The 22222-nt window shown below is 60.1% G+C and carries 23 protein-coding genes; 5 read left to right on the top strand and 18 right to left on the bottom strand.

Annotation, left to right across the window (positions count from 1 at the left end; genetic code table 11):
• Nucleotides 1-2 precede the first annotated feature (2 nt).
• From ACSFE6_RS15095 to ACSFE6_RS15045, 11 genes are read right to left on the bottom strand one after another with little or no spacing between them, the layout of a single operon-like run.
• Nucleotides 3-257: an EscS/YscS/HrcS family type III secretion system export apparatus protein gene (locus ACSFE6_RS15095; RefSeq protein ID WP_435428355.1), complete on the bottom strand. Its 255-nt coding sequence runs from the start codon at nucleotides 255-257 to the stop codon at nucleotides 3-5.
• A gap of 10 nt (nucleotides 258-267) precedes the next feature.
• Nucleotides 268-927, bottom strand: a complete 660-nt coding sequence (locus ACSFE6_RS15090; RefSeq protein WP_435428354.1) for an EscR/YscR/HrcR family type III secretion system export apparatus protein — start codon at nucleotides 925-927, stop codon at nucleotides 268-270.
• Nucleotides 920-1834 carry a FliM/FliN family flagellar motor switch protein gene (locus ACSFE6_RS15085; RefSeq protein WP_435428353.1) on the bottom strand — a complete coding sequence of 305 codons (915 nt, stop codon included), beginning with the start codon at nucleotides 1832-1834 and terminating at the stop codon, nucleotides 920-922. Before ACSFE6_RS15085 ends, ACSFE6_RS15090 begins: the two co-directional genes overlap by 8 nt.
• Nucleotides 1831-2688, bottom strand: a complete 858-nt coding sequence (locus ACSFE6_RS15080; protein WP_435428352.1) for a SpaN/EivJ family type III secretion system needle length determinant — start codon at nucleotides 2686-2688, stop codon at nucleotides 1831-1833. Before ACSFE6_RS15080 ends, ACSFE6_RS15085 begins: the two co-directional genes overlap by 4 nt.
• Entirely contained in the window at nucleotides 2685-3140 is a 456-nt protein-coding gene (locus ACSFE6_RS15075; RefSeq protein ID WP_435428351.1) for a type III secretion protein, read from the bottom strand. Before ACSFE6_RS15075 ends, ACSFE6_RS15080 begins: the two co-directional genes overlap by 4 nt.
• Nucleotides 3124-4356, bottom strand: coding sequence for a type III secretion system ATPase SctN (sctN, locus tag ACSFE6_RS15070; RefSeq protein ID WP_435428350.1), 1233 nt, complete (start codon nucleotides 4354-4356; stop codon nucleotides 3124-3126). The genes ACSFE6_RS15075 and sctN overlap by 17 nt, the downstream gene beginning before the upstream one ends.
• A gap of 50 nt (nucleotides 4357-4406) precedes the next feature.
• Nucleotides 4407-4814, bottom strand: a complete 408-nt coding sequence (locus tag ACSFE6_RS15065; protein ID WP_435428349.1) for an Invasion protein B family — start codon at nucleotides 4812-4814, stop codon at nucleotides 4407-4409.
• 12 nt (nucleotides 4815-4826) lie between these two features.
• Entirely contained in the window at nucleotides 4827-6878 is a 2052-nt protein-coding gene (locus ACSFE6_RS15060) for an EscV/YscV/HrcV family type III secretion system export apparatus protein (protein ID WP_435428348.1), read from the bottom strand.
• 23 nt (nucleotides 6879-6901) lie between these two features.
• Nucleotides 6902-8008: a type III secretion system gatekeeper subunit SctW gene (sctW, locus tag ACSFE6_RS15055; protein ID WP_435428347.1), complete on the bottom strand. Its 1107-nt coding sequence runs from the start codon at nucleotides 8006-8008 to the stop codon at nucleotides 6902-6904.
• Complete coding sequence (gene sctC, locus ACSFE6_RS15050; RefSeq protein ID WP_435428346.1) at nucleotides 8005-9654, bottom strand: type III secretion system outer membrane ring subunit SctC; 1650 nt, start codon at nucleotides 9652-9654, stop codon at nucleotides 8005-8007. The genes sctW and sctC overlap by 4 nt, the downstream gene beginning before the upstream one ends.
• Nucleotides 9655-9658: 4 nt before the next feature.
• On the bottom strand, nucleotides 9659-10444 hold the full coding sequence (locus ACSFE6_RS15045) for a helix-turn-helix domain-containing protein (RefSeq protein WP_435428345.1): 786 nt from the start codon (nucleotides 10442-10444) through the stop codon (nucleotides 9659-9661).
• Between the two features lie 176 nt (nucleotides 10445-10620).
• Here ACSFE6_RS15045 and ACSFE6_RS15040 point away from each other — a divergent pair, with 176 nt between their 5' ends.
• From ACSFE6_RS15040 to cobA, 5 genes are all read left to right on the top strand, one after another.
• Entirely contained in the window at nucleotides 10621-11832 is a 1212-nt protein-coding gene (locus ACSFE6_RS15040) for a CmpA/NrtA family ABC transporter substrate-binding protein (protein ID WP_435428344.1), read from the top strand.
• Nucleotides 11833-11847: 15 nt separating this feature from the next.
• On the top strand, nucleotides 11848-12423 hold the full coding sequence (locus tag ACSFE6_RS15035) for an ANTAR domain-containing response regulator (protein WP_435428343.1): 576 nt from the start codon (nucleotides 11848-11850) through the stop codon (nucleotides 12421-12423).
• A 321-nt stretch (nucleotides 12424-12744) separates the two neighbouring features.
• Entirely contained in the window at nucleotides 12745-13956 is a 1212-nt protein-coding gene (locus ACSFE6_RS15030) for a nitrate/nitrite transporter (protein ID WP_435428342.1), read from the top strand.
• A 7-nt stretch (nucleotides 13957-13963) separates the two neighbouring features.
• A complete protein-coding gene (locus ACSFE6_RS15025) occupies nucleotides 13964-15634 on the top strand; it encodes a protein kinase domain-containing protein (RefSeq protein WP_435428341.1) in 1671 nt (556 codons plus the stop codon).
• Between the two features lie 140 nt (nucleotides 15635-15774).
• A complete protein-coding gene (gene cobA / locus ACSFE6_RS15020) occupies nucleotides 15775-16539 on the top strand; it encodes a uroporphyrinogen-III C-methyltransferase (protein WP_435428340.1) in 765 nt (254 codons plus the stop codon).
• Between the two features lie 97 nt (nucleotides 16540-16636).
• Here cobA and ACSFE6_RS15015 read toward each other — a convergent pair whose 3' ends face one another.
• The 7 genes from ACSFE6_RS15015 to ACSFE6_RS14985 all read right to left on the bottom strand — a co-directional run bounded on the left by ACSFE6_RS15015 (nucleotide 16637) and on the right by ACSFE6_RS14985 (nucleotide 22222).
• Complete coding sequence (locus tag ACSFE6_RS15015; RefSeq protein ID WP_435428339.1) at nucleotides 16637-17668, bottom strand: OmpA family protein; 1032 nt, start codon at nucleotides 17666-17668, stop codon at nucleotides 16637-16639.
• 107 nt (nucleotides 17669-17775) lie between these two features.
• Complete coding sequence (gene sigX / locus ACSFE6_RS15010) at nucleotides 17776-18366, bottom strand: RNA polymerase sigma factor SigX (RefSeq protein WP_017337463.1); 591 nt, start codon at nucleotides 18364-18366, stop codon at nucleotides 17776-17778.
• An 89-nt stretch (nucleotides 18367-18455) separates the two neighbouring features.
• Nucleotides 18456-19280 carry a mechanosensitive ion channel family protein gene (locus ACSFE6_RS15005; protein ID WP_008048604.1) on the bottom strand — a complete coding sequence of 275 codons (825 nt, stop codon included), beginning with the start codon at nucleotides 19278-19280 and terminating at the stop codon, nucleotides 18456-18458.
• A gap of 2 nt (nucleotides 19281-19282) precedes the next feature.
• Nucleotides 19283-19531 carry a hypothetical protein gene (locus tag ACSFE6_RS15000; protein ID WP_020801096.1) on the bottom strand — a complete coding sequence of 83 codons (249 nt, stop codon included), beginning with the start codon at nucleotides 19529-19531 and terminating at the stop codon, nucleotides 19283-19285.
• A gap of 63 nt (nucleotides 19532-19594) precedes the next feature.
• Nucleotides 19595-20590 carry a zinc transporter ZntB gene (locus ACSFE6_RS14995; RefSeq protein WP_435428338.1) on the bottom strand — a complete coding sequence of 332 codons (996 nt, stop codon included), beginning with the start codon at nucleotides 20588-20590 and terminating at the stop codon, nucleotides 19595-19597.
• 22 nt (nucleotides 20591-20612) lie between these two features.
• The gene (gene rraA, locus ACSFE6_RS14990) at nucleotides 20613-21101 is read right to left on the bottom strand and encodes a ribonuclease E activity regulator RraA (protein ID WP_435428375.1); all 489 of its coding nucleotides are present in this window, start codon (nucleotides 21099-21101) and stop codon (nucleotides 20613-20615) included.
• A gap of 131 nt (nucleotides 21102-21232) precedes the next feature.
• Entirely contained in the window at nucleotides 21233-22222 is a 990-nt protein-coding gene (locus ACSFE6_RS14985) for an alpha/beta fold hydrolase (RefSeq protein WP_435428337.1), read from the bottom strand.

Here is a 22222-nt window from a genome sequence, read left to right as displayed (position 1 = left end):
GCCTAACCCAGTGCCAGGCGCATGACTTCACGACTGAAATCGAGCAGCGTTTCACCGTACCAGCCCGAGAGCAGGAACAAGCACGCCGCCACCGCCAGCAGCTTGAAGCCGAAGGGCAGCGTCTGTTCCTGCAACTGCGTCACGGTCTGAATCAAGCCGACCACCAGTCCGACCACCGTGGCGACGATGATCGGCCAGGCCACCATCAACAGAATCAGGTACAAGGTTTTGTTACCGGCATACACCAGTTCGTTCATGAACGACGCCCTATGCCAGCAAGGTCAGGTATTGCTTGACCAACCCTGTCGACAGCAGCGCCCAGCCATCGAGTGCGACAAACAACACCAGTTTGATCGGCACCGAAATGATCACCGGGCTCATCATCATCATGCCCAGCGCCAGCAGGATGCTGGAGATCACCAGGTCAACGATCACGAAGGGCAAATACAGATAAAAGCCGATCTTGAAGGCGCTTTTGATTTCACTCAGCGCATAGGCCGGCAACAGCGCAAACAGCGACGGCACGAGCTCTTCATCAGCAGGCACGCCGGCCTCGGATTCATCCTGAACCGCTTGGGCGCGCTCGAAGAACAATGCCAGTTCCGGGTCGGTGTATTTGCTCAGGTAGTCCTTGTAGCCGCCCAGACCGTTCTCGGCAAAATTCACCACCGACTCGATGTCGGTGAACGCCACCGCTTCCGACTTGTAATAGCCGTAACCCTGCTTCATCACTGGCGTCATGACGAAAATCGCCAGCATTAAAGCGATCGCATTGAGGGTCATGTTTGACGGCACCTGCTGCAACCCCAGGGCATTGCGCACGATGATAAATACGATGGAAAACTTGATGTAGCAGGTGCCCGCCGCCACCAGGAACGGCAGCAAAGACGCGAACGCCAACAGCGCGATCAGCGAGACGTCATTCATCGCAAGTGTTCCGATAAATCTCAAGCAGCTCCACGCCGAACTGTTCGTCGAGCTGCACCAGTTCGCCACGGGCGACACGCTTGCCATTGGCGCGAACTTCGATGTGCCGCACGGCATCGTCGGCCAGCGGAATCAGTTGCCCGTCGATGATCTGCAAGAGCGTGGCAAGATCGGTTTCATGGGTCGCCAGCACGAACTCCAGGTGCACCGGCACGGCGCCAAGGTCGGGACCTGGCGCGTTCTGTTCATTGGTATCAGCCACGGTCGTTTCCATGTGTAATCCCCCTTCAGTAAACGTGAATACGCCGAGGCATCTATTCGCCAGCCAACAGTGTTGAGTGCGCTGCATGATCCGCAGGACATCACCCTCGCTCAGTCGTCTGCGACTCGCAGGGCTCAGCTGACTGATGCCCAGCATCAGCGTAAGACGCAGCGGCAAATCCCTCAGCCATGAATCCGCTGACACAGGGCAGCCTGCGGTGATGGGTGTCGATGGCAACCGCATCAACCACACACGTCCCCGAGGCGTATCCAGCCACGGCAAGTCGTGGGCTGGGAGTTGGGTCGGGACGAGGCACTCGATGTCGCTAAGCGCCCGGTCATGCAGCCCTTCCACCTCCAGCAGCAAAGGTCGCTGCACGGCCTGAAACAAACCGGCGATACTCGCCAGCGAGCACTCGACCGTCAGCAATGACTGCAACGCTGGGAGCGCATGTGAAAGCCAGTCGTGGGCGACGATCAGCCCAAGCCAGTCCCCGCCATCACCTTGCGCGCGAAAACGCAGATAGCCCGGTTGCCGGTCCGGTCTGCCCAAACCTGCACCGTGCCCGGTGCGCTGCCAACGTTGAACCCACTGCGCGACGGCATGTGCTTGAGTGTCGACCCGGCGCAACTTCAGTACGCTCATGCCGGCAGGTCCTGCTGCTCGGCCTGCTCGTCGTCTGACGGCTGATGCGTGCCCCGGCCCCGCTGTTCACCCTCGTTATCGGTCAGTTGCCATCCGGCGTCGCGAGTCAGGTCAAGGGCCGTCTTGATCTGATCGAAGACCAAGGCATTGCTCGGACTGAGCAACAGATTCCGGGTCGGTTCGTCAGTCATTCGACTGATCGTCACCTGCCCGCTGGCAGCACCGCTATTGAATGGCACCTGCAGCAAGCCGCGCTCCGTCCTCGGCAGGGATTCGGGCTTCAGCTCGAGAACAGACAATGGTTGAGGCATCGTCGGTGAAGGAACTGGAGGTTGTGCAACCGGTGACGCATGGCGTGTGGTTTGAAGCCTCAACGAGGCTTCGGACAGTTGCATATCGATGGCGGGCGCCGAACTGACGGCATGGTCGACTGGCAGCGGTTCGACCCCGTTAGCGGGACTCTCGATCAGCGCGGGTTCAACCGTGATGGCAGGTGTCACGGGTTGTGGCATCGATGACGAGATCAGTTGTGGCTTCGGATGTGGAATCGGCTTGTGCAACAACGGGCCAGTTTGTGAATGAAGCACATCCACCACGGCAGGCCATCGTGCTTCGCCGCGCTCGGCCTCCACCGCTCCCTGACCGTCGGCCATCGAATGCCTGGCCAACGCATGGCCGGTTTCCATCACCGGTCGATGATGCAGGATCAGGTTCGCCATAAGCGCCAGCACACCTTGTGGCAGCTCATCCTCTTGCACCGGTATGAGGGTATCGTGCAGCTCATCCAAGGAACCTTCAGAGACGGGGTCCGGAACTCGAGCCGATACAGGTAAAACCGCAGACACATTTTTCATCGCCGAACTCCGTTCATCTCTTCAAGCTCTCTCTCTTCCCGCCACACCCGCTCAAGCCGTTGCTCACGCAGCAGCTGCAGAACGGACCGCTCGCACTTGTCATGACTGCGCCGCAGAACCCGAAGGTGCTCGCGCTGTTCCTGCAACAACTGTTCAACCTGCCGGCACTGCTGATCTACACGATCACGTTCAACGCGCAACAGATCGATCTGCCGACGGATGACGGCTTGCCTTCTCAGCAACGCCAATAGCTGGCCGTGATCCAGCACGCAGTCGTTCGCGCGATGACTGGCCAGCAGGTTTTGCAGCGCAACCTCCTGTCCCTCGAAATCGGCACGTTCCTGCAACAACGGTTGCAGTTGTTGTTGTGTACGCCGTATGGCCTGCTCGCCCCGTTGCCGACGCAACTGACTGAGCGCCAACAGGCGCCGTCGATCAGGCAATGAGTTCATGTAAACCACGCAAGGCTTCGTCCGGCTCGCAACACTCGCCCACCGGCTGACGCAACCACTGGGTGAGCGCTTCGCGGCGCTGCAACGCGCGGTCGTTGGCGACGTCCGCGCCCTGGGTGTACTCGCCCATGTCGAGAAAAATCTGCAGCTGCTCAAGGCGCGACAGGGTTTCCCGGGTCGACGCCGCCAATTGCTGCACCTGTGGTGAAGTCACTTGCGTCGCCACGCGACTGACACTGCGCAGAACGTCAATGGCCGGGTAGTGCCCCTTGGCCGCCAACGCACGGCTGAGGTAGACATGGCCGTCGAGGATGGAGCGAATCTCCTCGGCGATCGGATCGGGTTCATCGTCACTCTCGAGCAGGACGGTGTACCAGGCGGTAATGCTCCCGGCAGCCGTCACGCCGGGGCGCTCCAGCAAGCGCGGCAAGGCATCGAACACCGAGGCCGGATACCCCCGTCGCGCCGGCGCTTCACCGGCTGCCAAGGCGAGATCGCGACGGGCCCGGGCGTAGCGCGTCAACGAGTCGAGTAGCAGCACCACTCGCTTGCCCTGATCACGGAAATACTCGGCGATGGCCGTGGCCTGGAGGGCCGAGTTGCAACGATCCACCGATGAAAAATCCGAGGTGGCATACACCACCACGCAGCGGGAACGATTTTCGGACTGGCGCAGATGCTCGATGAATTCGGTCACCTCACGCCCACGCTCGCCGATCAGGCCGATGACAAACACATCCGCATCCGTGTGGTTGATCAGCATGTTGATCAAGGTGGTTTTCCCGGAGCCGGCGGCGGCAAAAATACCGATGCGCTGGCCGACGCCGCAGGTCAGCAAACCGTCGATGACGCGAATGCCGGTACGTAACGTTTCCACCACTGGGCGACGTTGCTGGTACGAGGGTGGGTCGGCATCCACGGGGTAGTCCTGTTGCGCAAGCGCCGTTGTCGGCGCCAGACGCTCGACGATGGAGCCCTGGGGATCGACCACGCTGCCGAGCAAGGCATCACTGCAGGTCAATTGCAGTGTCGCGCCCGTGGGCACGATCATCGACTCCCTGGATAAGCCTTTCGCATCGCCGAGCAAACTGAGCAGGACCGTACCGGGTTTGAAGCCGATAACCTGCGCCCTGGCCGCCACTTCAGGCATGCGCCAATGCCGACGCACTTCGCAGATTTCGCCGATCACCACGTTGCCCAGCGCCGCTTCGATCATGGGGCCGCTCAAGCGCAATGGATGGGCCGCCCGCCGCTCCAGCCACCCGCTCACAGGCGCATAATGCCGTAGAGTTCTTCGACCACTGCCACAAAGTGGTCCAGGGCCTGGGCGAAATTCTCAGCCTCGTCCAGGGCGCGCTCATTGCACATCAGGCGCAGTTCGAGCTGCCCCTCTACGTCGCACAGATGCAACTGCCCACTGCGGGACCAAGGACAGCCCTGCAGCAAAATCTGCAATAACGCAGCGGCGTTACGGCCCAGTTGCGTTGGCCCGATCTCCATGACCGAGGCCCAGACCCAAACATCGCCATCCACATGACCCACGTTGATGTTGGGCAAATCCTTCATGTGCATTTCAATGGTGCTGTGACTGTCGAAGTGCCCGATCTGGCTGTCCACACAGCCACTGTGGCGCAGCGCTTCGCGCAACAGATCGGCAATATCCATCGTGATCATTTGCAGCTTTCCTTAGAGGGTCTTGATGACATTGACGGAGACGGTCTCGCAGATTTCGCCGAACGACATCACGTCCAGCTCCCGGAACCGCCCCTCGATCAACTTCTTGATGTAGCGCCGCACATCGACCGAACACAGCAGCACCATGTCCTTGTGCGCGATGTGCACGCTGTCCAGGCCGACGGTCAATCGATCCATCAGCTCTTCCGATTGGGCCGGTTCCAGATTGATGAAACTGCCGCCCGATGTTTGCCGAATCCCCTTGCGCACGACCTCTTCGAACTCCGGTGACAACAGCAACACACGCAAGTCATTGCCCTGGGCAAACTTGTTGCTGATGTAGCGGGCCATCGCACCGCGAACGTGCTCGACCAGCGCCAGCGGGTCCTTTTCCCGCGACGCCCAATGGGCCAGCGATTCGAGAATCAGCTTCATGTTGCGCACGGAAATTCGCTCGCCAATCAGGCGCTGCAGCACTTCGGCGATCTTCTGCACCGTGACGTGTCGATAGACTTCCTTGAGCAGATCGGGATAACGCGCTTCCATCTCGTCGAGCAGTTGCTTGGTTTCCTGCACACCGAAAAACTCCTGGATATTGCGCGCCAACAGCGTGACCAGGCAGCGGTAGCACTCCTCGTCCGCGGGACGCAGGTGATACCCCAGTTGCTGCACCCGTTCCCTGTCAGCGGCATTGACCCAGACACCGCCCAGGCGATTGCTGTCGTTGCCGCGTACCAGGGCGAAACCCAGGGATTCGAGTTCCGGCGAGTAGTCGAGCAGACGCCAGTGATCGAAATGGATATCGAACTGTTCGGCGCGTACTTCGTTGATCAATACGGCCACTTGGTGGGCCGGCAAGGCCTCGCTGGCGCGCAGTTGCGGCTCGGGAATGCGCAACCCGTAGTCGACGAAAAACTGGCTGCGAAAGCGGGCCGGCCACCGCGCCTTGTTCAGTTCATCCAGGCGTACGGTGGGCACCAGCAACATCAAGGCGATGGTTTCAGTGGCGATGTTGTCGACGTCATCGAGCAGGCCCGATCCGGTCTGCGTGGCATCGCCCTGTGCAGGCGCCGCACGGCTGTCACCCTGACCTTGCGATTTGGAAGCCTTGCGCTGTCGAACGAACACAACCAACGCCAGGACGGCGGCAATGGGCAGGAAGGTCAGCAGCGGAAAACCGGGCAACAGGCCGACACCCACGGCCAGCAGCGCCGTCACACCCAGCACGAACGGATGGCCTAGCATCTGGGCGAGCATGTTGCGCCCCAGGTTGCTGTCGTCGCCGTTGACGCGGGTGACGATAAAGCCGGCGCCGATGGCGATCAGCAGCGCGGGAATCTGCGCCACCAGGCCATCGCCGATGGTCAGCAGGGTGTAGGTCGACAGAGCCGTGGACATGTCCATGCCCATTCCCCCAACCCCGATGGCCATGCCACCGATGAAGTTGACGAAGATAATAATGATGCCGGCGATCGCATCGCCCTTGATGAACTTCATCGCACCGTCGAACGAGCCGTACAACTGGCTTTCACGCTCCAGCACGCTGCGTTTTTCCTTGGCCTCCTCGGCCGTGATCGCACCGGCCTTGAGGTCACCGTCGATGCTCATCTGCTTGCCCGGCATGCCGTCGAGCGAAAAGCGCGCCGCGACTTCCGCCACCCGTTCCGAGCCCTTGGTGATCACGATGAACTGGACAATGGTGACGATGGAAAAGATCACGAAGCCCACCACCAGGCTTTCGCCGATGACGAACTCACCGAAAGACGCGATGATCTCCCCCGCATCGGCCTGACTGAGGATCAAGCGGCTGGTACTGATCGACAATGCCAGGCGAAACAAGGTGGTCAACAGCAGCAAGGCCGGGAATGTCGAAAAACTGAGGATGTGTTCGATGTAGAACGAGCCCATGAACACCAGCAGCGAAATGACGATGTTCAGGCCGATGAGAAAATCCACAAGCACCGTTGGCAGGGGGATGATCAGCATGGCAATGATCATCACCATCAGCGTCAGGATCAGCAGCTCTGGACGAGCGCCGACGTTGCGCAAAAACACATTGAGCATGGCCGTTCAGCTCCGGGAAAAAATCATGAGCCACCGTCCAGGCATCGCTGTTCGATGCACTCGTGGGCATAGGCAATGTCGGCCAGACGCGTGAACTGTTGCGCCAGGCGCAGCGGCGCCTCTTCATCGGCAAACAGTGGCGTTGGCAATTGCAGACTGAGGCGGCGCACTGCCTGCAACACGGCCGAACGCTCATGGTGCGCACTCAGCAACACGCGATCACCCAACACGCCTAGCAACAACTGATCGAGTTCATCGGGGTACGCCAACACACCGAACAGAAACACCAGCCAATCGGATTCATGGGGGTTGTGCCGACAGATGAGCGCGTCGCCAAGCAGGCTGCCAATGAACAGGTCATCGGCTGAACGCAAGCGTTTAAGGTCGTTCACCCTGGCCAGCAGTTGACCGAACTCCGCCCGCGAGCAACTGGGGTCCTGGGCGCTGATGTCGGTGAGCAACGCCGCTTCGATGAAAGCCAACACGCTCCTGCGCTGGGGTGGCCCGTACAGAGCAATCCAGTCCTGGTAGCAATTGAGCGGGCCGTCATCGGACTCGAGAAAATCCCGGTAGGTCTCGCGCAACAGGCCTGCACGCACAGCCATGCTCGCCCCGAACATTTTGGCTTTGAGGGCGGCGTTGATCCCGGCATTCATGCGCTTGGGAGAACCTTGGGCAACCACCGTCTGCAAAAGCGTTTCGAGCCGCTGGCGGGTAGCCGATTCCAGTTTTTTTCGACGTAACAGTTCTCGCAGCACCAACGCCAGATCGCTGTCATCGGGAAACAGACTGCGCGCCATCTCCAGTAGCCAGGCAACAGGTTTGTCCGTCAGCCGCGCCAGATTGAGGACCTGCCGCGCCTTGGGCACGGTGTCGTCCTCCAGGACCCTTTCGAAGCTGTCGGTCAAGGTGTCGGACTTGAGCTCGAAAAGCCGTCGTCCACGCAACTGTGCCAGCGCCGCCGACATTTCATCGCTAATCTGCACAAAGCGGCCAATGGCAGCAGCCGCGCCGCTGTCGTCCAGATCGATATCTGCTTCCACCTGTGGTTGCGGATGCTCGGCGGCCTTCTCGGCATTCAGCCGCGCCTGGGCGGCTCGCCCGCCCGTGGAAATCGGCGGCAGGATCATTCTACGGCAGCCCGAAAATAGGACCGGCGCACACGCTCATGCTGCTCCGGGGTCAGTAATCGTGTGCCCGGCTCGATGCTGCCAGGTTCCATTGCGTCGCGAATTTCCTTGGGCTGGATCAGGAACACCCGTACCGTGTTGGCCGAGCGGTTTTGCCGGTAGCTGAACAAGCGCCCGACCCACGGAATCGACCCCAGCACGGGAATGCGTCCGACTTGCTCACTGTTGTCATCACGGGTGAAGCCGCCTACCAACAGGCTCTTGCCCTGGGGGACCCGCGCCACCGTGCTGATCCGTGTGCGGCCGACGGTCGGCAATGTGCCCGGCTGCGTGCCCTCGTCAGGGCGTTCGACTTCGTTGCCGTCCTCGATGTTGAGCGACATTTCGACCTCGTCCGCCTGGGCGAAACGAGGCAATACATTCACCAGCGTGCCGTAGGTCACATGCTGCAAATCGACGCTGCGCTCCCCCACCAGCGGCGCATAAAACGTGCGGTTGTTGTCGAAGATCGCCGGTACGTTTTCTTGCGTCAGGATGACCGGCCGCGATACCACGTTTGCCCGGTTGGTGCGTTCCAGTGCCATGACCTGGGTCACGAACGACACGCCATCGAGGGTAGTCGCCGAGCCGGCATTGAGCGATGCGGAAAATGTCCCGCCCGAGTTCACGGTACCTTGCCAATTGATACCCAGCTGATTGAGTTCATCCTTGTGCAGATCAATGATCCACAGTGACAACTCCACGTGTCGCTTCGGCGTGTCGAGGGCACTCACCAGGTTCTCGATAAAGCGCACCTGCTCCGGCAACCCCTTGACCAACAGGCTATTGGTGTCGGGATAGGCCACTACCCGAATGTTCCCGGCAGCCACATCCCGCGCAATGATGCGCGGTGCAGCCGGGTCTTGATCCGAGGTGTTGGTTGCCAGGCCCTCCAGGGGAAACGCCGGCATCAAGCCCTGTGGTCGCTGCGCCGGCACTTGCGCGACCGACGGCTCGACTTCACGCTTCTCGCCGCGTAACAACGCCTCGATCACGGTGGCCAGTCCGGGGATGGTCACCTTGTCATCGCGAAGCTCGTATTGGCGATCGCTGACAAAGGTGTTGCGCACCTGGATAACGCCGATCTGCTGTTTGCCCAGCAGCAGTTCCGAGCGCTGGTTGTCCATCATCCCGGCCGCCTGCACCACCAGATCGACGTACATCGGCGGACCTGAGACATGGAAGGTACGCAGCCCATCGTGGCGCAATGGATAGCGGGCATCGTGCAACCCGGAACGCTCAAGGAAAGCCAGAAGCCTGGCCACGGTCAGGGTCTGCAACGACACCATCGAGCTTTTGATTTCCGGGGCGTCGTACAGATAGATCGCCTGACCGTCGCTGTACCAGATCAAGCCCATCTTCGAAGCGATTCGCTCAAAGGTTCGCTGCGGCGTACGCAGATCGAACGTACCGGAAACCCGCTTGGCCGCAGCGGCCTTGCTAACGATCACCGGCTTGCCCAGCGATCCGGACAGCTCGCTGAAAAATGTGCGCGCACTTTGTTCGCGGGCCTCGAAACTGTAGACATCGGCCTGCGCGACAAACGGCGTGAGCAGCAACGCGGCGCTCAGACAGACCGGAAAGAGGGGTAACAATCGGCAGTTCATCGGCTCATTTGCCTGCAAGATAGGAAATGTCGGCCAGGCTGCTGGGCGTGAAGCCCACCAGCTCGCGGATTTCCCTGGAGAAATGCGAAGACGAGGCAAAGCCGAACTCCAGCGCCACATCCGTCAGGGAGCCATCCTGCAGACTCATGTTCAGCAACGCCTGGGCGGTTCGCCAGCCACGCAAGGCAGGCTTGGCTGCCGTGCCCAGCGCCTGCCGGCACAGTCGACGAAAATGCGACACGGACACCCCATAACGCTGCGCCAGCGTGGACAGCTTTTCGCTGTGGGTGCCCTGTTCCAGCAGGAAGCGCACGAGTCCGTAGCTCTCGGTGTGGCGCAGCACACTGGCAAATGCCTGATAGGCCAAACCACCGATCATGGCCTGTTCGATGTACCAGCGCTCAAGGGGCCTCTGGCACTGAACGGTCGAACCAGGCACCGGCAATACAGCCCAAGGTGCCTCGCTGGCACGCTGATCGTTCAGCGCGTTTCCTTGGTCGATGAACACTTGCAGTTTGACCAACGGTGCTTGGGCTATTGGCAGGGCCTGCACGCCTCCGCGCACCTCGACTACACCGCTCATCGCAATCAGCCCTTCCCAACCGGCTGGCAACCAGCAGGTCGACGCAAACTGTTGCGAAACCAGACACGCAGGGGATTCGCTGACACGCAGAAACAGCACCGGTTCGCTGAAACGGGCATCGGGCAAACCTGTGGCGCCGAGTGACTCGATGTGCACCTCAACCTCCTTCACGACCTGACGATCAAGTGCCGGCAGGATGAAAGACACAGCGCGTTGAATCCTGATGAAAAGCTGATGAAGCCGGGTTGGCATTTGCCTTGCACCACTCCCGCCATCAGCACTCATGCCAATGGCGGGATGTGTGCCAGGACAATGGCGTCGTCACACGGCCCTGCGCGTGCAAGGACCCGGGACGACGCTTTTTTTTGCAAGGTGAACATGCGATGAACGAACCGTCAGCCGGCCCTCTGGCCTGGGTCAATGGCAGCGATGCCCCGGAAAAGACCGAAATCAACCTCGGCTTCATGGCCCTGAGCGACTGCGCCTCAGTCGTCGTCGCCGCCACCCAGGGCTTTGCCCAGCCCTATGGCCTGACCCTGAACCTCAAGCGCCAGCCATCCTGGGCCAATTTGCGCGACAAACTGGTCAGCGGCGAACTCGACGCCGCCCATAGCCTCTACGGTTTGATTTACGCGGTGCACCTGGGCATCGGCGGCGTCGCCCCGACCGATATGGCCGTGCTCATGGGCTTGAACCAGAACGGCCAGAGCATCAACCTCTCCCACGGTTTGCAGGGTCTGGGCGTGACCGGTCCTGAAGCACTCCATCGGCACGTGCACCAAACTCGCCCAAAATTGACCTTCGCCCAGACCTTTCCCACCGGCACCCACGCCATGTGGTTGTATTACTGGCTTGCCAGCCAAGGCATTCATCCCTTGCAGGATGTCGACAGCGTGGTGGTGCCGCCGCCGCAAATGGTTGCCCACCTGCAAGCGGGTCGCATTGACGGTTTCTGTGTCGGCGAGCCCTGGTCCGCCAGCGCCGTACAACAGGATCTCGGGTTTACCCTGGCGACCACCCAAACGATTTGGCCCGATCACCCGGAAAAGGTCCTCGGCTGTACCCGTGCCTTCGTCGAGCAGTACCCCAACACCGCCCGCGCGCTGGTGATGGCGATCCTGCAAGCCAGCCGCTTCATCGAAGACAGCGCCGAAAACCGCCGCAGCACCGCGCAGTTGCTCAGCGCACCGCAGTACCTCGACGCCCCGCTCGAGTGCATCGAACCGCGCCTGCTGGGCGACTATGCCGACGGACTCGGCAACCGATGGCAGGACCCGCACGCCTTGCGTTTCCATGGTGATGGCGGGGTCAATCTGCCGTACCTGTCCGATGGCATGTGGTTCATGACCCAGTTCCGCCGCTGGGGCTTGCTGCGTGACGATCCGGATTACCTGGCGGTGGCCCGTCAGGTCCAGCAACTAGACTTGTATCAAGAGGCTGCCAGCGCCGTCGGTGTCGCTTTTGCAGGCGAGGCAATGCGCAGCAGCCAGTTGATCGACGGCAAAGTCTGGGACGGTTCAGATCCGGCGGGTTATGCCCGCAGCTTCAAGCTGCACGCCATGAGCGACAGCTCGCCCCTTTTCGCCAGCCGCTGACGGGAGACTGCGAATATGCTGCGTATCCTGCTGATCAACGACACCGCGAAAAAAGTCGGGCGCCTGAAAGCCGCACTGACCGAAGCCGGCTTCGAGGTGATCGACGAATCCGGACTGACCATCGACCTGCCCGAACGCGTCGAAACGGTGCGTCCGGACGTCATCCTGATCGATACCGAGTCACCGGGCCGCGATGTCATGGAGCAAGTGGTGCTGGTGAGCCGTGACCAGCCACGGCCGATCGTGATGTTTACCGACGAGCACGACCCCGAGGTGATGCGCCAGGCGATCAAGTCCGGGGTCAGTGCCTACATCGTCGAAGGCATTCACGCACAGCGCTTGCAGCCGATTCTCGACGTGGCCATGGCGCGCTTCGAAAGCGACCAGGCCCTGCGCGCGCAACTACACGCCCGCGACCAGCAACTGGCCGAGCGCAAGCGCATCGAGCTGGCCAAAGGGCTGCTGATGAAGATGAAGGATTGCAACGAGGAAGAGGCCTACACCCTGATGCGTCGCCAAGCCATGAGCCGCCAGCAGAAGCTGATTCAGGTAGCGGAGCAGATTATTGCCATGAGTGAGTTGCTGGGCTGAGGCTTGCGGTGAATGTTCCATCGCCTTCGCGAGCAGGCTCGCTCCCACAGTTGATCGCGGTCCAATGTGGGAGCGAGCCTGCTCGCGAATGGGGACCACCCGATTCTGACTGTTGGCACAGATCTCGCTAGTTAATCACTACAGGTAACCAACGGCGGTTGCCCCACCTACGACAAAGACGTCGCTCACCCCATTTGCCCCTGGCGGATCGGGTAGCGGCGTTTTTTTGTTTTGGCCCCATTGCCCGGGGCCGGTGGTGCGGCCCTGCGGCGCCCCACCTGCACGACTCCCGTTCGAGACTCCTATCAGTTGAGGTGCGCGATGAATTCAAGCTTCTGGAAATCCGGCCATACCCCGACCCTGTTCGCGGCCTTCCTCTATTTCGATTTGAGCTTCATGGTCTGGTACCTGCTCGGCCCCCTGGCGGTGCAAATCGCCGGTGACCTGCACCTGACCACCCAACAGCGCGGGCTGGTGGTGGCGACGCCGATCCTGGCCGGGGCTGTACTGCGCTTTGTCATGGGCATGCTGGCCGATCGCCTGTCACCGAAAACCGCAGGCCTGATCGGCCAGGTGATCGTGATCTGCGCGCTGTTCGGCGCTTGGAAACTGGGCATCCACAGTTACGAACAAGCGCTGTTGCTAGGTCTGTTCCTCGGCATGGCTGGCGCATCGTTCGCCGTGGCCCTGCCCCTGGCGTCGCAATGGTATCCGCCACAGCACCAGGGCAAAGCCATGGGCATCGCCGGGGCCGGTAACTCCGGTACCGTACTGGCGGCACTGATCGCCCCCGTATTGGCCGCGGCGTTTGGCTGGAGCAACGTGTTCGGCTTCGCCCTGATCCCGCTGGTCCTGACCCTGATCGTGTTCGCCTGGCTGGCCAAAAACGCACCCGAACGGCCGAAAGCCAAGTCGATGGCCGACTACTTCAAGGCGCTGGGCGACCGTGACAGCTGGTGGTTCATGTTTTTCTACAGCGTGACCTTCGGTGGCTTCATCGGCCTGGCCAGCGCCCTGCCCGGCTATTTCAACGACCAATACGGCCTGAGCCCGGTGACGGCTGGATACTACACGGCGGCCTGCGTATTCGGTGGCAGCCTGATGCGCCCATTGGGCGGCGCCCTGGCTGATCGTTTTGGCGGCATCCGCACCTTGCTGGCGATGTACACCGTGGCGGCGATCTGCATTGCTGCCGTGGGTTTCAACCTACCAAGTTCCTACGCAGCCCTGGCACTTTTCGTCTGCACCATGCTCGGTTTGGGGGCCGGTAACGGTGCGGTGTTCCAGCTGGTCCCACAACGCTTTCGTCGGGAGATCGGCGTGATGACCGGCCTGATCGGCATGGCGGGTGGTATCGGCGGCTTTGCGCTGGCGGCCGGCATGGGTGCGATTAAGCAAAGCACCGGTAGCTACCAGATGGCGCTGTGGCTGTTCGCCAGTCTCGCCATCCTCGCCTGGTTCGGCTTGCATGGTGTGAAACGTCGCTGGAGAACCACTTGGGGTTCGGCCGCCGTGACCGCTGCACGGGTCTGAGATCGCCATGAGCCTGCAACTGAGTTTTGCCGAAGCCACTGCCACCGGCCCGCGTGAGGAAAATCAGGACGCCTTGCGCCTGGTGACGCCGGCCCCGGCACTGGCAGCCAGCAAGGGTTACCTGTTCGCCATCGCCGACGGCGTCAGCCAATGCGCCGATGGCGGACTGGCCGCCCGCTCGACGTTGCAGGCCCTGGCACTGGATTACTATGCCACCCCGGAAACCTGGGGCGTTGCCCAGGCCCTGGATCGCCTGCTGCTGGCGCAGAATCGCTGGCTGCAGGCCAACGGTGGCGGGCAACCCTTGCTGACCACGGTCAGTGCACTGGTCCTGCGTGGCCGGCGCTTTACCCTGGCCCATGTCGGTGATTGCCGGGTGTATCGCTGGCACGCAGATCAATTGCAGCGGGTCAGCGAAGACCACGTCTGGGATCAGCCGGGCATGCAGCATGTGCTCAAGCGAGCACTGGGGCTCGATCAGCACCTCGTGCTGGATTTCCTCGACGGTGAATTGCGCCTCGATGAGAGCTTCGTGCTGCTCAGCGACGGCATCTGGGCGGTGCTGGGCGATACGGCGATTGCCGCGATTCTGCGCGATCAACCGGACCTCGACAGCGCCGCACAGACACTGGTCAATGCGGCCCATCTGGCCGGCAGCCAGGATAATGCCAGCGCCCTGCTGGTGCGGGTCGATGCTCTCGGCGAAACCAGCATTGGCGAGGCGCTGATTCATGTGCAGCAATGGCCGCTGCCGCCGGCACTGAAGCTGGGTCAGGATTTCGAGGGCTGGCAAATTGAAACAATACTTGGCCAGAGCCAGCAGTCACTGCTCTATCGGGTGCGCGACAGTCAACGGCAACCCTGGCTGCTGAAAACCCTGCCCAGTGCGTTGCGTGATGATCACTTGGCCGGGCAGGCATTGCTCTCGGAGGAATGGTTTCTAAAGCGTGTGGCCGGACGGCATTTTCCTGAAGTCCATGCGGCCAGTCAGCGTCAGCATTTGTACTACGTGATGCGCGAATATTCCGGCTCGACCCTGGCGCAACTGCACGCACAGACCGGACCATTGCCGCTGGCACAGTGGCAAGATCTGGCCGAACGCCTGCTGAAGGCAGTCGGCCTGTTGCATCGACGGCAGATCCTGCATCGCGATATCAAACCGGAGAACCTGCTGCTGGGTGAAGACGGGGAATTGCGCTTGCTGGATTTCGGGCTCGCCTGGTGTTCCGGTCTGTCCGAAGACCAACCCTCAACCCTGCCCGGAACGCCCAGCTACATTGCGCCCGAAGCGTTTCGCGGTGAAAGACCGAGCCCGCAACAGGATCTGTATGCGGTCGGTGTGACTTTGTATTACCTGCTGACCGGGCATTTTCCCTACGGCGAAATCGAAGCGTTCCAGCGCCCGCGATTCGGGGTCCCGGTCAGCGCCAGCCGCTATCGACCCGACCTGCCGGAATGGCTGACACCGATCCTGGAACGCGCGGTGGCGGCGGATCCGGCTGAGCGCTTTGAAACGGCCGAGGAATGGTTGCTGCTGATGGAACAGGGGGAGCGCCATAGCTTGAGCGTACGCCCCAGGCCGCTGCTGGAACGAGAGCCGCTGAAGGTGTGGCGGACGCTAGCGCTGGTGTCGCTATTGATCAATCTGGTGCTGTTGTTTGCGGTATTTCATGGCTAAGACCGAGTCGTCCCCTTCGCGAGCAGGCTCGCTCCCACAGGGGCTCTCAGTTGTTCAGACAATCCCTTGTGGGAGCGAGCCTGCTCGCGAAGGCGAACTGAACGTCACGGCAACTCTTTCGACCTGATGAGGAAAACACGATGAACGCAAAAGTCTGGCTGGTCGGTGCGGGACCTGGTGATCCGGAATTGCTGACGCTCAAGGCCGTGCGGGCATTGAACGAAGCGGACGTCGTGCTGATTGATGATTTGGTGAATGATGCGGTCCTTGAGCACTGCAGCGGCGCCCGGATCATTCCCGTTGGCAAACGCGGCGGCTGCCGCTCCACGCCACAAGCATTCATACATCGTCTGATGTTGCGCTACGCACGTCACGGCAAATGCGTGGTGCGACTCAAGGGGGGCGATCCGTGCATTTTCGGGCGCGGTGGTGAAGAGGCTCAGTGGTTGCGCGAACGCGGGGTTGAAGTCGAACTGGTCAACGGCATCACCGCCGGGCTCGCTGGCGCCACGCAATGCGACATTCCGCTGACCCTGCGCGGTGTGGCGCGAGGAGTGACGCTGGTCACCGCCCATACTCAGGACGGCAGCAGCCTGAACTGGCAAGCATTGGCACAGGGCGGCACGACCCTGGTGATCTACATGGGCGTTGCCAAACTCAGTGAAATCCGTGAACAGTTGCTGGCCGGAGGAATGGCGCCAAACATGCCGGTGGCGATGATCGAAAACGCTTCGCTGCCCCATCAGCGCGAATGTCGGAGCGATCTGACGGCGATGGAAGAAGACGCCCATGCCTTCGAGCTGAAAAGCCCGGCGATTCTGGTTATCGGTGCGGTGGCGGCGAACGAAAAGATCAAAAGATCAGAAGATCGCAGCCTTCGGCAACTCCTACAGGGATCTATGTAGGAGCTGCCGCAGGCTGCGATCTTTTCAACCACAGCATCAAATCGCAGACAAAGAAAAGCCCGGCCTAAGCCGGGCTTTTCTCAGAGCGGCGAGCTAATTACTTAGCTTGAGCTTCAACCTGCGCTTCTACGCGACGGTTTACAGCGCGGCCAGCGTCAGTAGCGTTGTCAGCAACTGGGCGGGATTCGCCGTAGCCAACAGACTGAACGCGGGACGATTCAACACCGTACTGGTTGGTCAGAACTTGCTTAACGGCGTTTGCACGACGCTCGGACAGTTTCTGGTTGTAAGCGTCAGGACCGACGGAGTCAGTGTGACCTTCAACAGTAGTGGTGGTGGATGGGTACTGCTTCATGAAGTCAGCCAGGTTCTTGATGTCGCCGTAGCTGTTAGGCTTAACGACCGACTTGTCGAAGTCGAACTTCACGTCCAGCTCTACGCGTACAACTTCAGCAACTGCTGGGCAGCCATCAGCGTCAACAGTAACGTTGGCTGGGGTGTCCGGGCACTTGTCAACGTTGTCGCAAACGCCATCGTTGTCGCTGTCGGAGCAAACTTCTGGTGCTGGAACTGGAGCAGCAGCAGGCTTGGAGCCGCCACCGAAGTTCACACCCACACCCAGCATCGGGCCCCACTCGGTGTTGCCCTGGTCGATGTTGTAGTTGGCTTCTACGCCGGCACGGGCGAAGAAGTTCTCGGTGAAGTACACCTTGGCACCAGCGCCCACGTTGGCGAAGGTGGAGTGATCACGACCATTGCGGGCGTCCTGACCGATGCTCTCGTGCGAGAAACCACCAGAAACGTACGGACGAACCAGGTCACCCGGGTTGTTGAAGTGGTAGGTAGCATCGAGGCCGGTGTTGCTGCCCTTGATGTCCTTGCCGCTATCGCCACGGGCGTTGTGCACTTCGTTGTAGCGCAGGCCCAGAGCGACGTCGTCGGTCAGGAAGTAGCTGCCCTGAAAGTACGGGTTAGTGCCAGTGTTATCGAAATTACGCTCGCTATCGTAGTAACGCTTCTGAACGCCACCTTCGATTTCGACCGCGCCTTGGCCCTGTGCCAGAGCGCCGAACGAAGTAGCGGCAATCAAAGAACCAATGGCCAAGCCCAAGGTATTTTTCAATTTCATCCGTTAAATCCCCATCTGGTGATTGTGAAGCAGTCCCGCAAACCGGGGGACAACTCGGCGGCAAGTCTATCAGAACTTGCCTACACGTAAGAGATATTTGCGCCGAACTAAGTTTCGGCAATGCCTGCAAATTTCTCACGCAGTTTATCTAGAGCGCGTTTGTACCGCATTTTTGTTGCACTCAAACCCATGTGCATGATGTCTGCGATCTCCTGAAACTCCAGCTCTGCGACAAATCGTAGCACCAGAATTTCCCGGTCGATCGGGTTCACATACACCAGCCAGCGATCAAGTCCGCCCTTCTCCTCGGGTTTCGGCGCCTTTTCTTCGGACGCTTCTTCGAGGGGGTCGAGACTCAAGGCGTCCATCAAGCGACGCTTTCGCCGTTCCTTCCGATACTGTGTGATGCATTCGTTGTACGTGATGCTATATAGCCATGTCTTGAACTTCGATTTGCCCTCGAAGTTCTTCAGGCCATACAGCACCTTCAACATGACTTCCTGACAGACATCATCTGCGTCGCGATCGTTCCCGAGATATCGTGCACAGACGTTAAATAATGTTCGCTGGTAACGCCGCATCAATTCTTCATAGGCGCGCGTAACATGAAACAGCTCGGTATGCGAGCGCGCGACCAACTCCTCATCAGAGAGCTCGCGGGGGTCGTAGCGCGTGGATAGCGATTGGGCTTTATTCAAAACAAGTCGTGCCGACAGTCAGGTCAATGTCCGCCGCAGCCAGCATCAGCGGCATTTTGCGGCGGCATACATTAGCAGGGTTTGCCGGGTTAGCGGCTACTCACATGCTGCTCAAGGAGGATCCGATTGGAAAGAGAGACTAGCTCACCCTCATCGGTCAGCAATGTGGTTTTAACCGTGCCGATCTCTTCGATCTGCCCTTCGACCTCGCCAACACGCACTTGTTGCCCAACCTGGTACAACTCACGCACATAGATTCCCGCAAGAATCTGACCGGCAATTTCCCGGCTTCCCAGCCCCATGGCCAGCGCAACCGCCAGACCAACGGTAATCAATACGATTACGATCACGTGGTTGAGCAGGTCTGTCTTGACCTCCAACTGGCTGATCGCAACCGAGATACTGATGATGATCACCAGGCCCTGGGCTATACGCCCCAACCCGGAAGCGTAGTCCAGGCCTACGCCTTCTGCCGCCCCGCGCACCAGGCCATTGGCCAGTTGCGCCAGCAATACACCCACCAGCAACACCAGCGCCGCGCCGAATACCTTCGGCAAATACAACGCAAGCATATCCAGCGTAGCCGAAACTCGCTCAAGTCCAAGGGATTCTGCGGCAGAAACCAGAAAAATCAGCAGAACGAACCAATAGACGATCTTGCCGATCAGCGTGGAGATCGGGACTTGAAGGCCGGCGCGTGACAACAGCTTGGTCAGGCCGGTACCGCCCATCAAACGATCCAGGCCCAGTTTGGCGAGCAGTTTGGACAGCAACGTGTCCAGCAGCTTGGCCACGACAAAACCCAGCAGCAGCACGACCAGTGCGCCAAACAGGTTCGGAATGAAGTTCGCAACCTTGGTCCATAACGCAGTCATTGCAGTGACGAGGCTCTGTGTCCAGAGATCAAGTTCCATATTCAATCAGCCTTATCAGCAGTGCGAGCGGTAGGTTTACGAAGACGGGACACCGGCGCCACGTGGGCCGAACCGTTATTCAGGGCGATCATCAGGGCGGGCAGCCAGCGGCCCAGCAAGCTGAACAGATCGCCGGCACCGACCTGGCGGTTGGCGGTTTTCAGTACACGGCCAAGGCACGCATCGTCGTCCCGGGTGGACGGTGATGCCTTGAGCATGTCACGCAAAGACTGTTCAAACGGATCGTGCATACGCACCTCTCGTGATGTCTGTGAAAGACGCGGTCAAATTTGGTTGGGTCACATGGCTCACTTTCAAACCCAGCGCAAACGTCGGAATAACCACCACTGCCCGAGCGCTACCGAAACCATCAGCAGGCAGGCGACGAGGAAGCCATAGGGGCTTTGAGAGAACGGAATACCCCCGACGTTGATCCCCAAAAGACCGGTCAAAAAACTCATCGGCAAAAAGATCCCGGTGATGATCCCGAAGCGATACATCGTGCGGTTCATACGCACGCTCAATCGGCGGTCTTCAGCCTCCAGGACCAGCCCCACCCGTTCCCGCGTCAATTCAAGCTCCTCGAGATAGCGGGTCAGGCTGTTGTTCAATTCGTTCCAGTAATCGCCATCATCCTCGACGAACCAAGGCAACTTGATCCGCGTCAGTTGACCAAAAATGTCTCGCTGCGGAGCGAGAAAGCGCTTCAACGCAGCCGCCCGGCGACGGATCTGTAAAACTTCTCCGTGCTCGGGTGTATACCGTTCGTCGGCATCTAGCTTTTCTTCTTCCCCATCGACCACTTCCGAGAGGCAGCTGACCAGATCCTGCACCTTGTTGGTGAGGTACTGCGCCATATAAAGGATGAGTTCGGAGGCGGTTTTCGGCCCCTTGCCGTCTGCCAGTTGCACCAACAGTTCTTCGGTGGCGCGCAACGGACGCAAACGCAGGGAAATGACCCGTTGGGCGGAGCCGAAGATCCGTACCGAGACCATGTCTTCAGGCTCGGCCCCTGGATTCAGATTGACCCCACGCAAAAATAGCAGCAGTTCGCTGTCGGAAAGCTGTAACAGACGCGGACGGGTGTTTTCTTCAAGCAGCAGGTCGCAACTGAACTCACTCAGACCACTGGTTTTACGCAGCCAGGTCTGGGTCTGCGGGTGACTGCGATCCCAGTGCAACCACAGGCTTTCATGGGCCTGCAGCTGCAAGTCATCGAGTTCTGTCCGGGCTATCGAACGCGCACCGCCTTTACCGTCCAGCACCAGGGCATGTACCAACCCCCACTGCGCGTTTTCTTCCTCGAACATCCGCATTCCTTCGGTCAAATTCCTACTCAGGCATTTTCAGCGGGCTCGGCGAGACGATCACGCCGTTATTGTCCGCATAGATGTATTCGCCAGGACGGAAGGTCACACCGGCGAAGGTCACGGCAACGTTCAAGTCGCCGATGCCGCGCTTGTCGGTTTTCATCGGATGGCTGGCCAGCGCCTGAACCCCGAGGTCGGTTTGCGCAATGACGTCCACATCGCGGATGCAGCCATAGATCACCAGACCTTCCCAACCGTTGTTCGCGGCCTTCTCGGCGAGCATGTCGCCCAGCAACGCGCGACGCAGGGAGCCGCCACCGTCGACTACCAGTACCTTGCCATTGCCTTTGAGTTCGACCTGTTCCTTGACCAGCGAGTTATCTTCGAAGCACTTGATGGTCACGATTTCACCGCCGAATGAATCACGGCCACCGAAATTGCTGAACATCGGTTCCAGCACCTGCACCAGCTCCGGGTAGGCGTCGCACAGGTCAGGCGTAAGGTAATGGATCATCGAAAAACTCCTGTAAAGAGGAAGACAGCACGAACAACACTGACATCGAAAATGACCAAAACAGCACAATGCGTCATATCTTAGCCGCAAGCCGATCAGAGCGAAATGCCTCTGATAGAGCGCCCAGCTTAGATTGCCGTGGTCAAATCCGCTTGCTCACCCAGCAAAGGTGTTTGCTGATCCGCCAGCCAGCGGGCCACCAAGGGCCAGACTTCGGCTTGAGCGGCTTTGCTAACCAGCATTTCCACATGGCCGAAATTATCGCCAAAGCCCTGCTCGCGGCCCAGGTTGATAAATTGCTTTTGCTCGGAACCCAACTGTTCGAACAACTTGCGACAAGCCCACGCCGGGTCCTGATGGTCGCCAGCGGCACTGACCGCCAACACCGGTACTTTGACCTCGGCCAAACCCGCCCACCAGTCCTTGTCGGCATCGCCAAAGCGGCCGAACAGGCCATACCAGCGCATGCTTTCCAGGGCCAGGCCAACAGGCTCGTCTTCCGGGCCACGCTTGAGCCGTGAGCCGGACAATTGCGCAAACCGATTGAGGATGAAACGCCCGCTCCACTCGACTGGCGGAATCTTCAACGGCCAGTAGGTGCGACTGACTTGCGTGCCGAAAAACGCCACCGACGCGACCACCGGCTCGCCAATGTACTCACCGCCCAGCGCTGCCGCCAGGGTAATGCCGCCCAACGAGTGGCCAATCCAGTGCGGCACCTGCCCGCTTTGCTCGCGTACAAAGGCGCCAATGGCCGGCAGATCGTAGCGCGCATAGTCGGCGACGCGGTTCTTGCGGTAGCCCTGGTTGCGCTGGGACAGACCGTGACCGCGCATTTCCGGAATCCACACATCGAACCCCAAGCGCGTCAGATAAGCGCCCAACCCCAGGCCCTTGGGGGAAAACCAGAAGCGTCGATTGGAAAAGCTGCCGTGCAACAGGATCACGGGCACACCACGCACCGCCGGCTCGTCGGCCATGCCCAGGCGCGTCACAGCCAGCTCGACGGTACCGTCCGGGCTGTTGCCGGGTTTCAAACGATAGACATCTTCGCTCAGATCACCGCGCCGTTCGGCACTGATCAGGGCGACAGGAAATAGGTTGCTGCTGCTTTGCAT

Source organism: Pseudomonas baetica, assembly GCF_051216495.1.
GTDB classification, from domain to species: Bacteria; Pseudomonadota; Gammaproteobacteria; order Pseudomonadales; family Pseudomonadaceae; genus Aquipseudomonas; species Aquipseudomonas baetica_B.
The sequence above is the reverse complement of the archived record's forward strand: the minus strand, read 5'-3'. Positions and strand labels throughout refer to the sequence as shown.

Excerpts from the sequence above, each read along its gene's own strand:
- ACSFE6_RS15075 (WP_435428351.1), bottom strand. The coding sequence starts at position 3,140 with ATGAACTCATTGCCTGATCGACGGCGCCTGTTGGCGCTCAGTCAGTTG.
- ACSFE6_RS15090 (WP_435428354.1), bottom strand. The coding sequence starts at position 927 with ATGAATGACGTCTCGCTGATCGCGCTGTTGGCGTTCGCGTCTTTGCTG.
- ACSFE6_RS15065 (WP_435428349.1), bottom strand. The coding sequence starts at position 4,814 with ATGATCACGATGGATATTGCCGATCTGTTGCGCGAAGCGCTGCGCCAC.
- cobA (WP_435428340.1), top strand. The coding sequence starts at position 15,775 with ATGAACGCAAAAGTCTGGCTGGTCGGTGCGGGACCTGGTGATCCGGAA.
- ACSFE6_RS14995 (WP_435428338.1), bottom strand. The coding sequence starts at position 20,590 with ATGTTCGAGGAAGAAAACGCGCAGTGGGGGTTGGTACATGCCCTGGTG.
- ACSFE6_RS15040 (WP_435428344.1), top strand. The coding sequence starts at position 10,621 with ATGAACGAACCGTCAGCCGGCCCTCTGGCCTGGGTCAATGGCAGCGAT.
- sctN (WP_435428350.1), bottom strand. The coding sequence starts at position 4,356 with ATGATCGAAGCGGCGCTGGGCAACGTGGTGATCGGCGAAATCTGCGAA.
- ACSFE6_RS15015 (WP_435428339.1), bottom strand. The coding sequence starts at position 17,668 with ATGAAATTGAAAAATACCTTGGGCTTGGCCATTGGTTCTTTGATTGCC.
- sctC (WP_435428346.1), bottom strand. The coding sequence starts at position 9,654 with ATGAACTGCCGATTGTTACCCCTCTTTCCGGTCTGTCTGAGCGCCGCG.
- ACSFE6_RS15080 (WP_435428352.1), bottom strand. The coding sequence starts at position 2,688 with ATGAAAAATGTGTCTGCGGTTTTACCTGTATCGGCTCGAGTTCCGGAC.
- ACSFE6_RS15035 (WP_435428343.1), top strand. The coding sequence starts at position 11,848 with ATGCTGCGTATCCTGCTGATCAACGACACCGCGAAAAAAGTCGGGCGC.
- ACSFE6_RS15085 (WP_435428353.1), bottom strand. The coding sequence starts at position 1,834 with ATGAGCGTACTGAAGTTGCGCCGGGTCGACACTCAAGCACATGCCGTC.
- ACSFE6_RS15005 (WP_008048604.1), bottom strand. The coding sequence starts at position 19,280 with ATGGAACTTGATCTCTGGACACAGAGCCTCGTCACTGCAATGACTGCG.
- ACSFE6_RS15060 (WP_435428348.1), bottom strand. The coding sequence starts at position 6,878 with ATGCTCAATGTGTTTTTGCGCAACGTCGGCGCTCGTCCAGAGCTGCTG.
- ACSFE6_RS15025 (WP_435428341.1), top strand. The coding sequence starts at position 13,964 with ATGAGCCTGCAACTGAGTTTTGCCGAAGCCACTGCCACCGGCCCGCGT.
- ACSFE6_RS14985 (WP_435428337.1), bottom strand. The coding sequence starts at position 22,222 with ATGCAAAGCAGCAGCAACCTATTTCCTGTCGCCCTGATCAGTGCCGAA.
- ACSFE6_RS15095 (WP_435428355.1), bottom strand. The coding sequence starts at position 257 with ATGAACGAACTGGTGTATGCCGGTAACAAAACCTTGTACCTGATTCTG.
- ACSFE6_RS15030 (WP_435428342.1), top strand. The coding sequence starts at position 12,745 with ATGAATTCAAGCTTCTGGAAATCCGGCCATACCCCGACCCTGTTCGCG.
- ACSFE6_RS15000 (WP_020801096.1), bottom strand. The coding sequence starts at position 19,531 with ATGCACGATCCGTTTGAACAGTCTTTGCGTGACATGCTCAAGGCATCA.
- sctW (WP_435428347.1), bottom strand. The coding sequence starts at position 8,008 with ATGATCCTGCCGCCGATTTCCACGGGCGGGCGAGCCGCCCAGGCGCGG.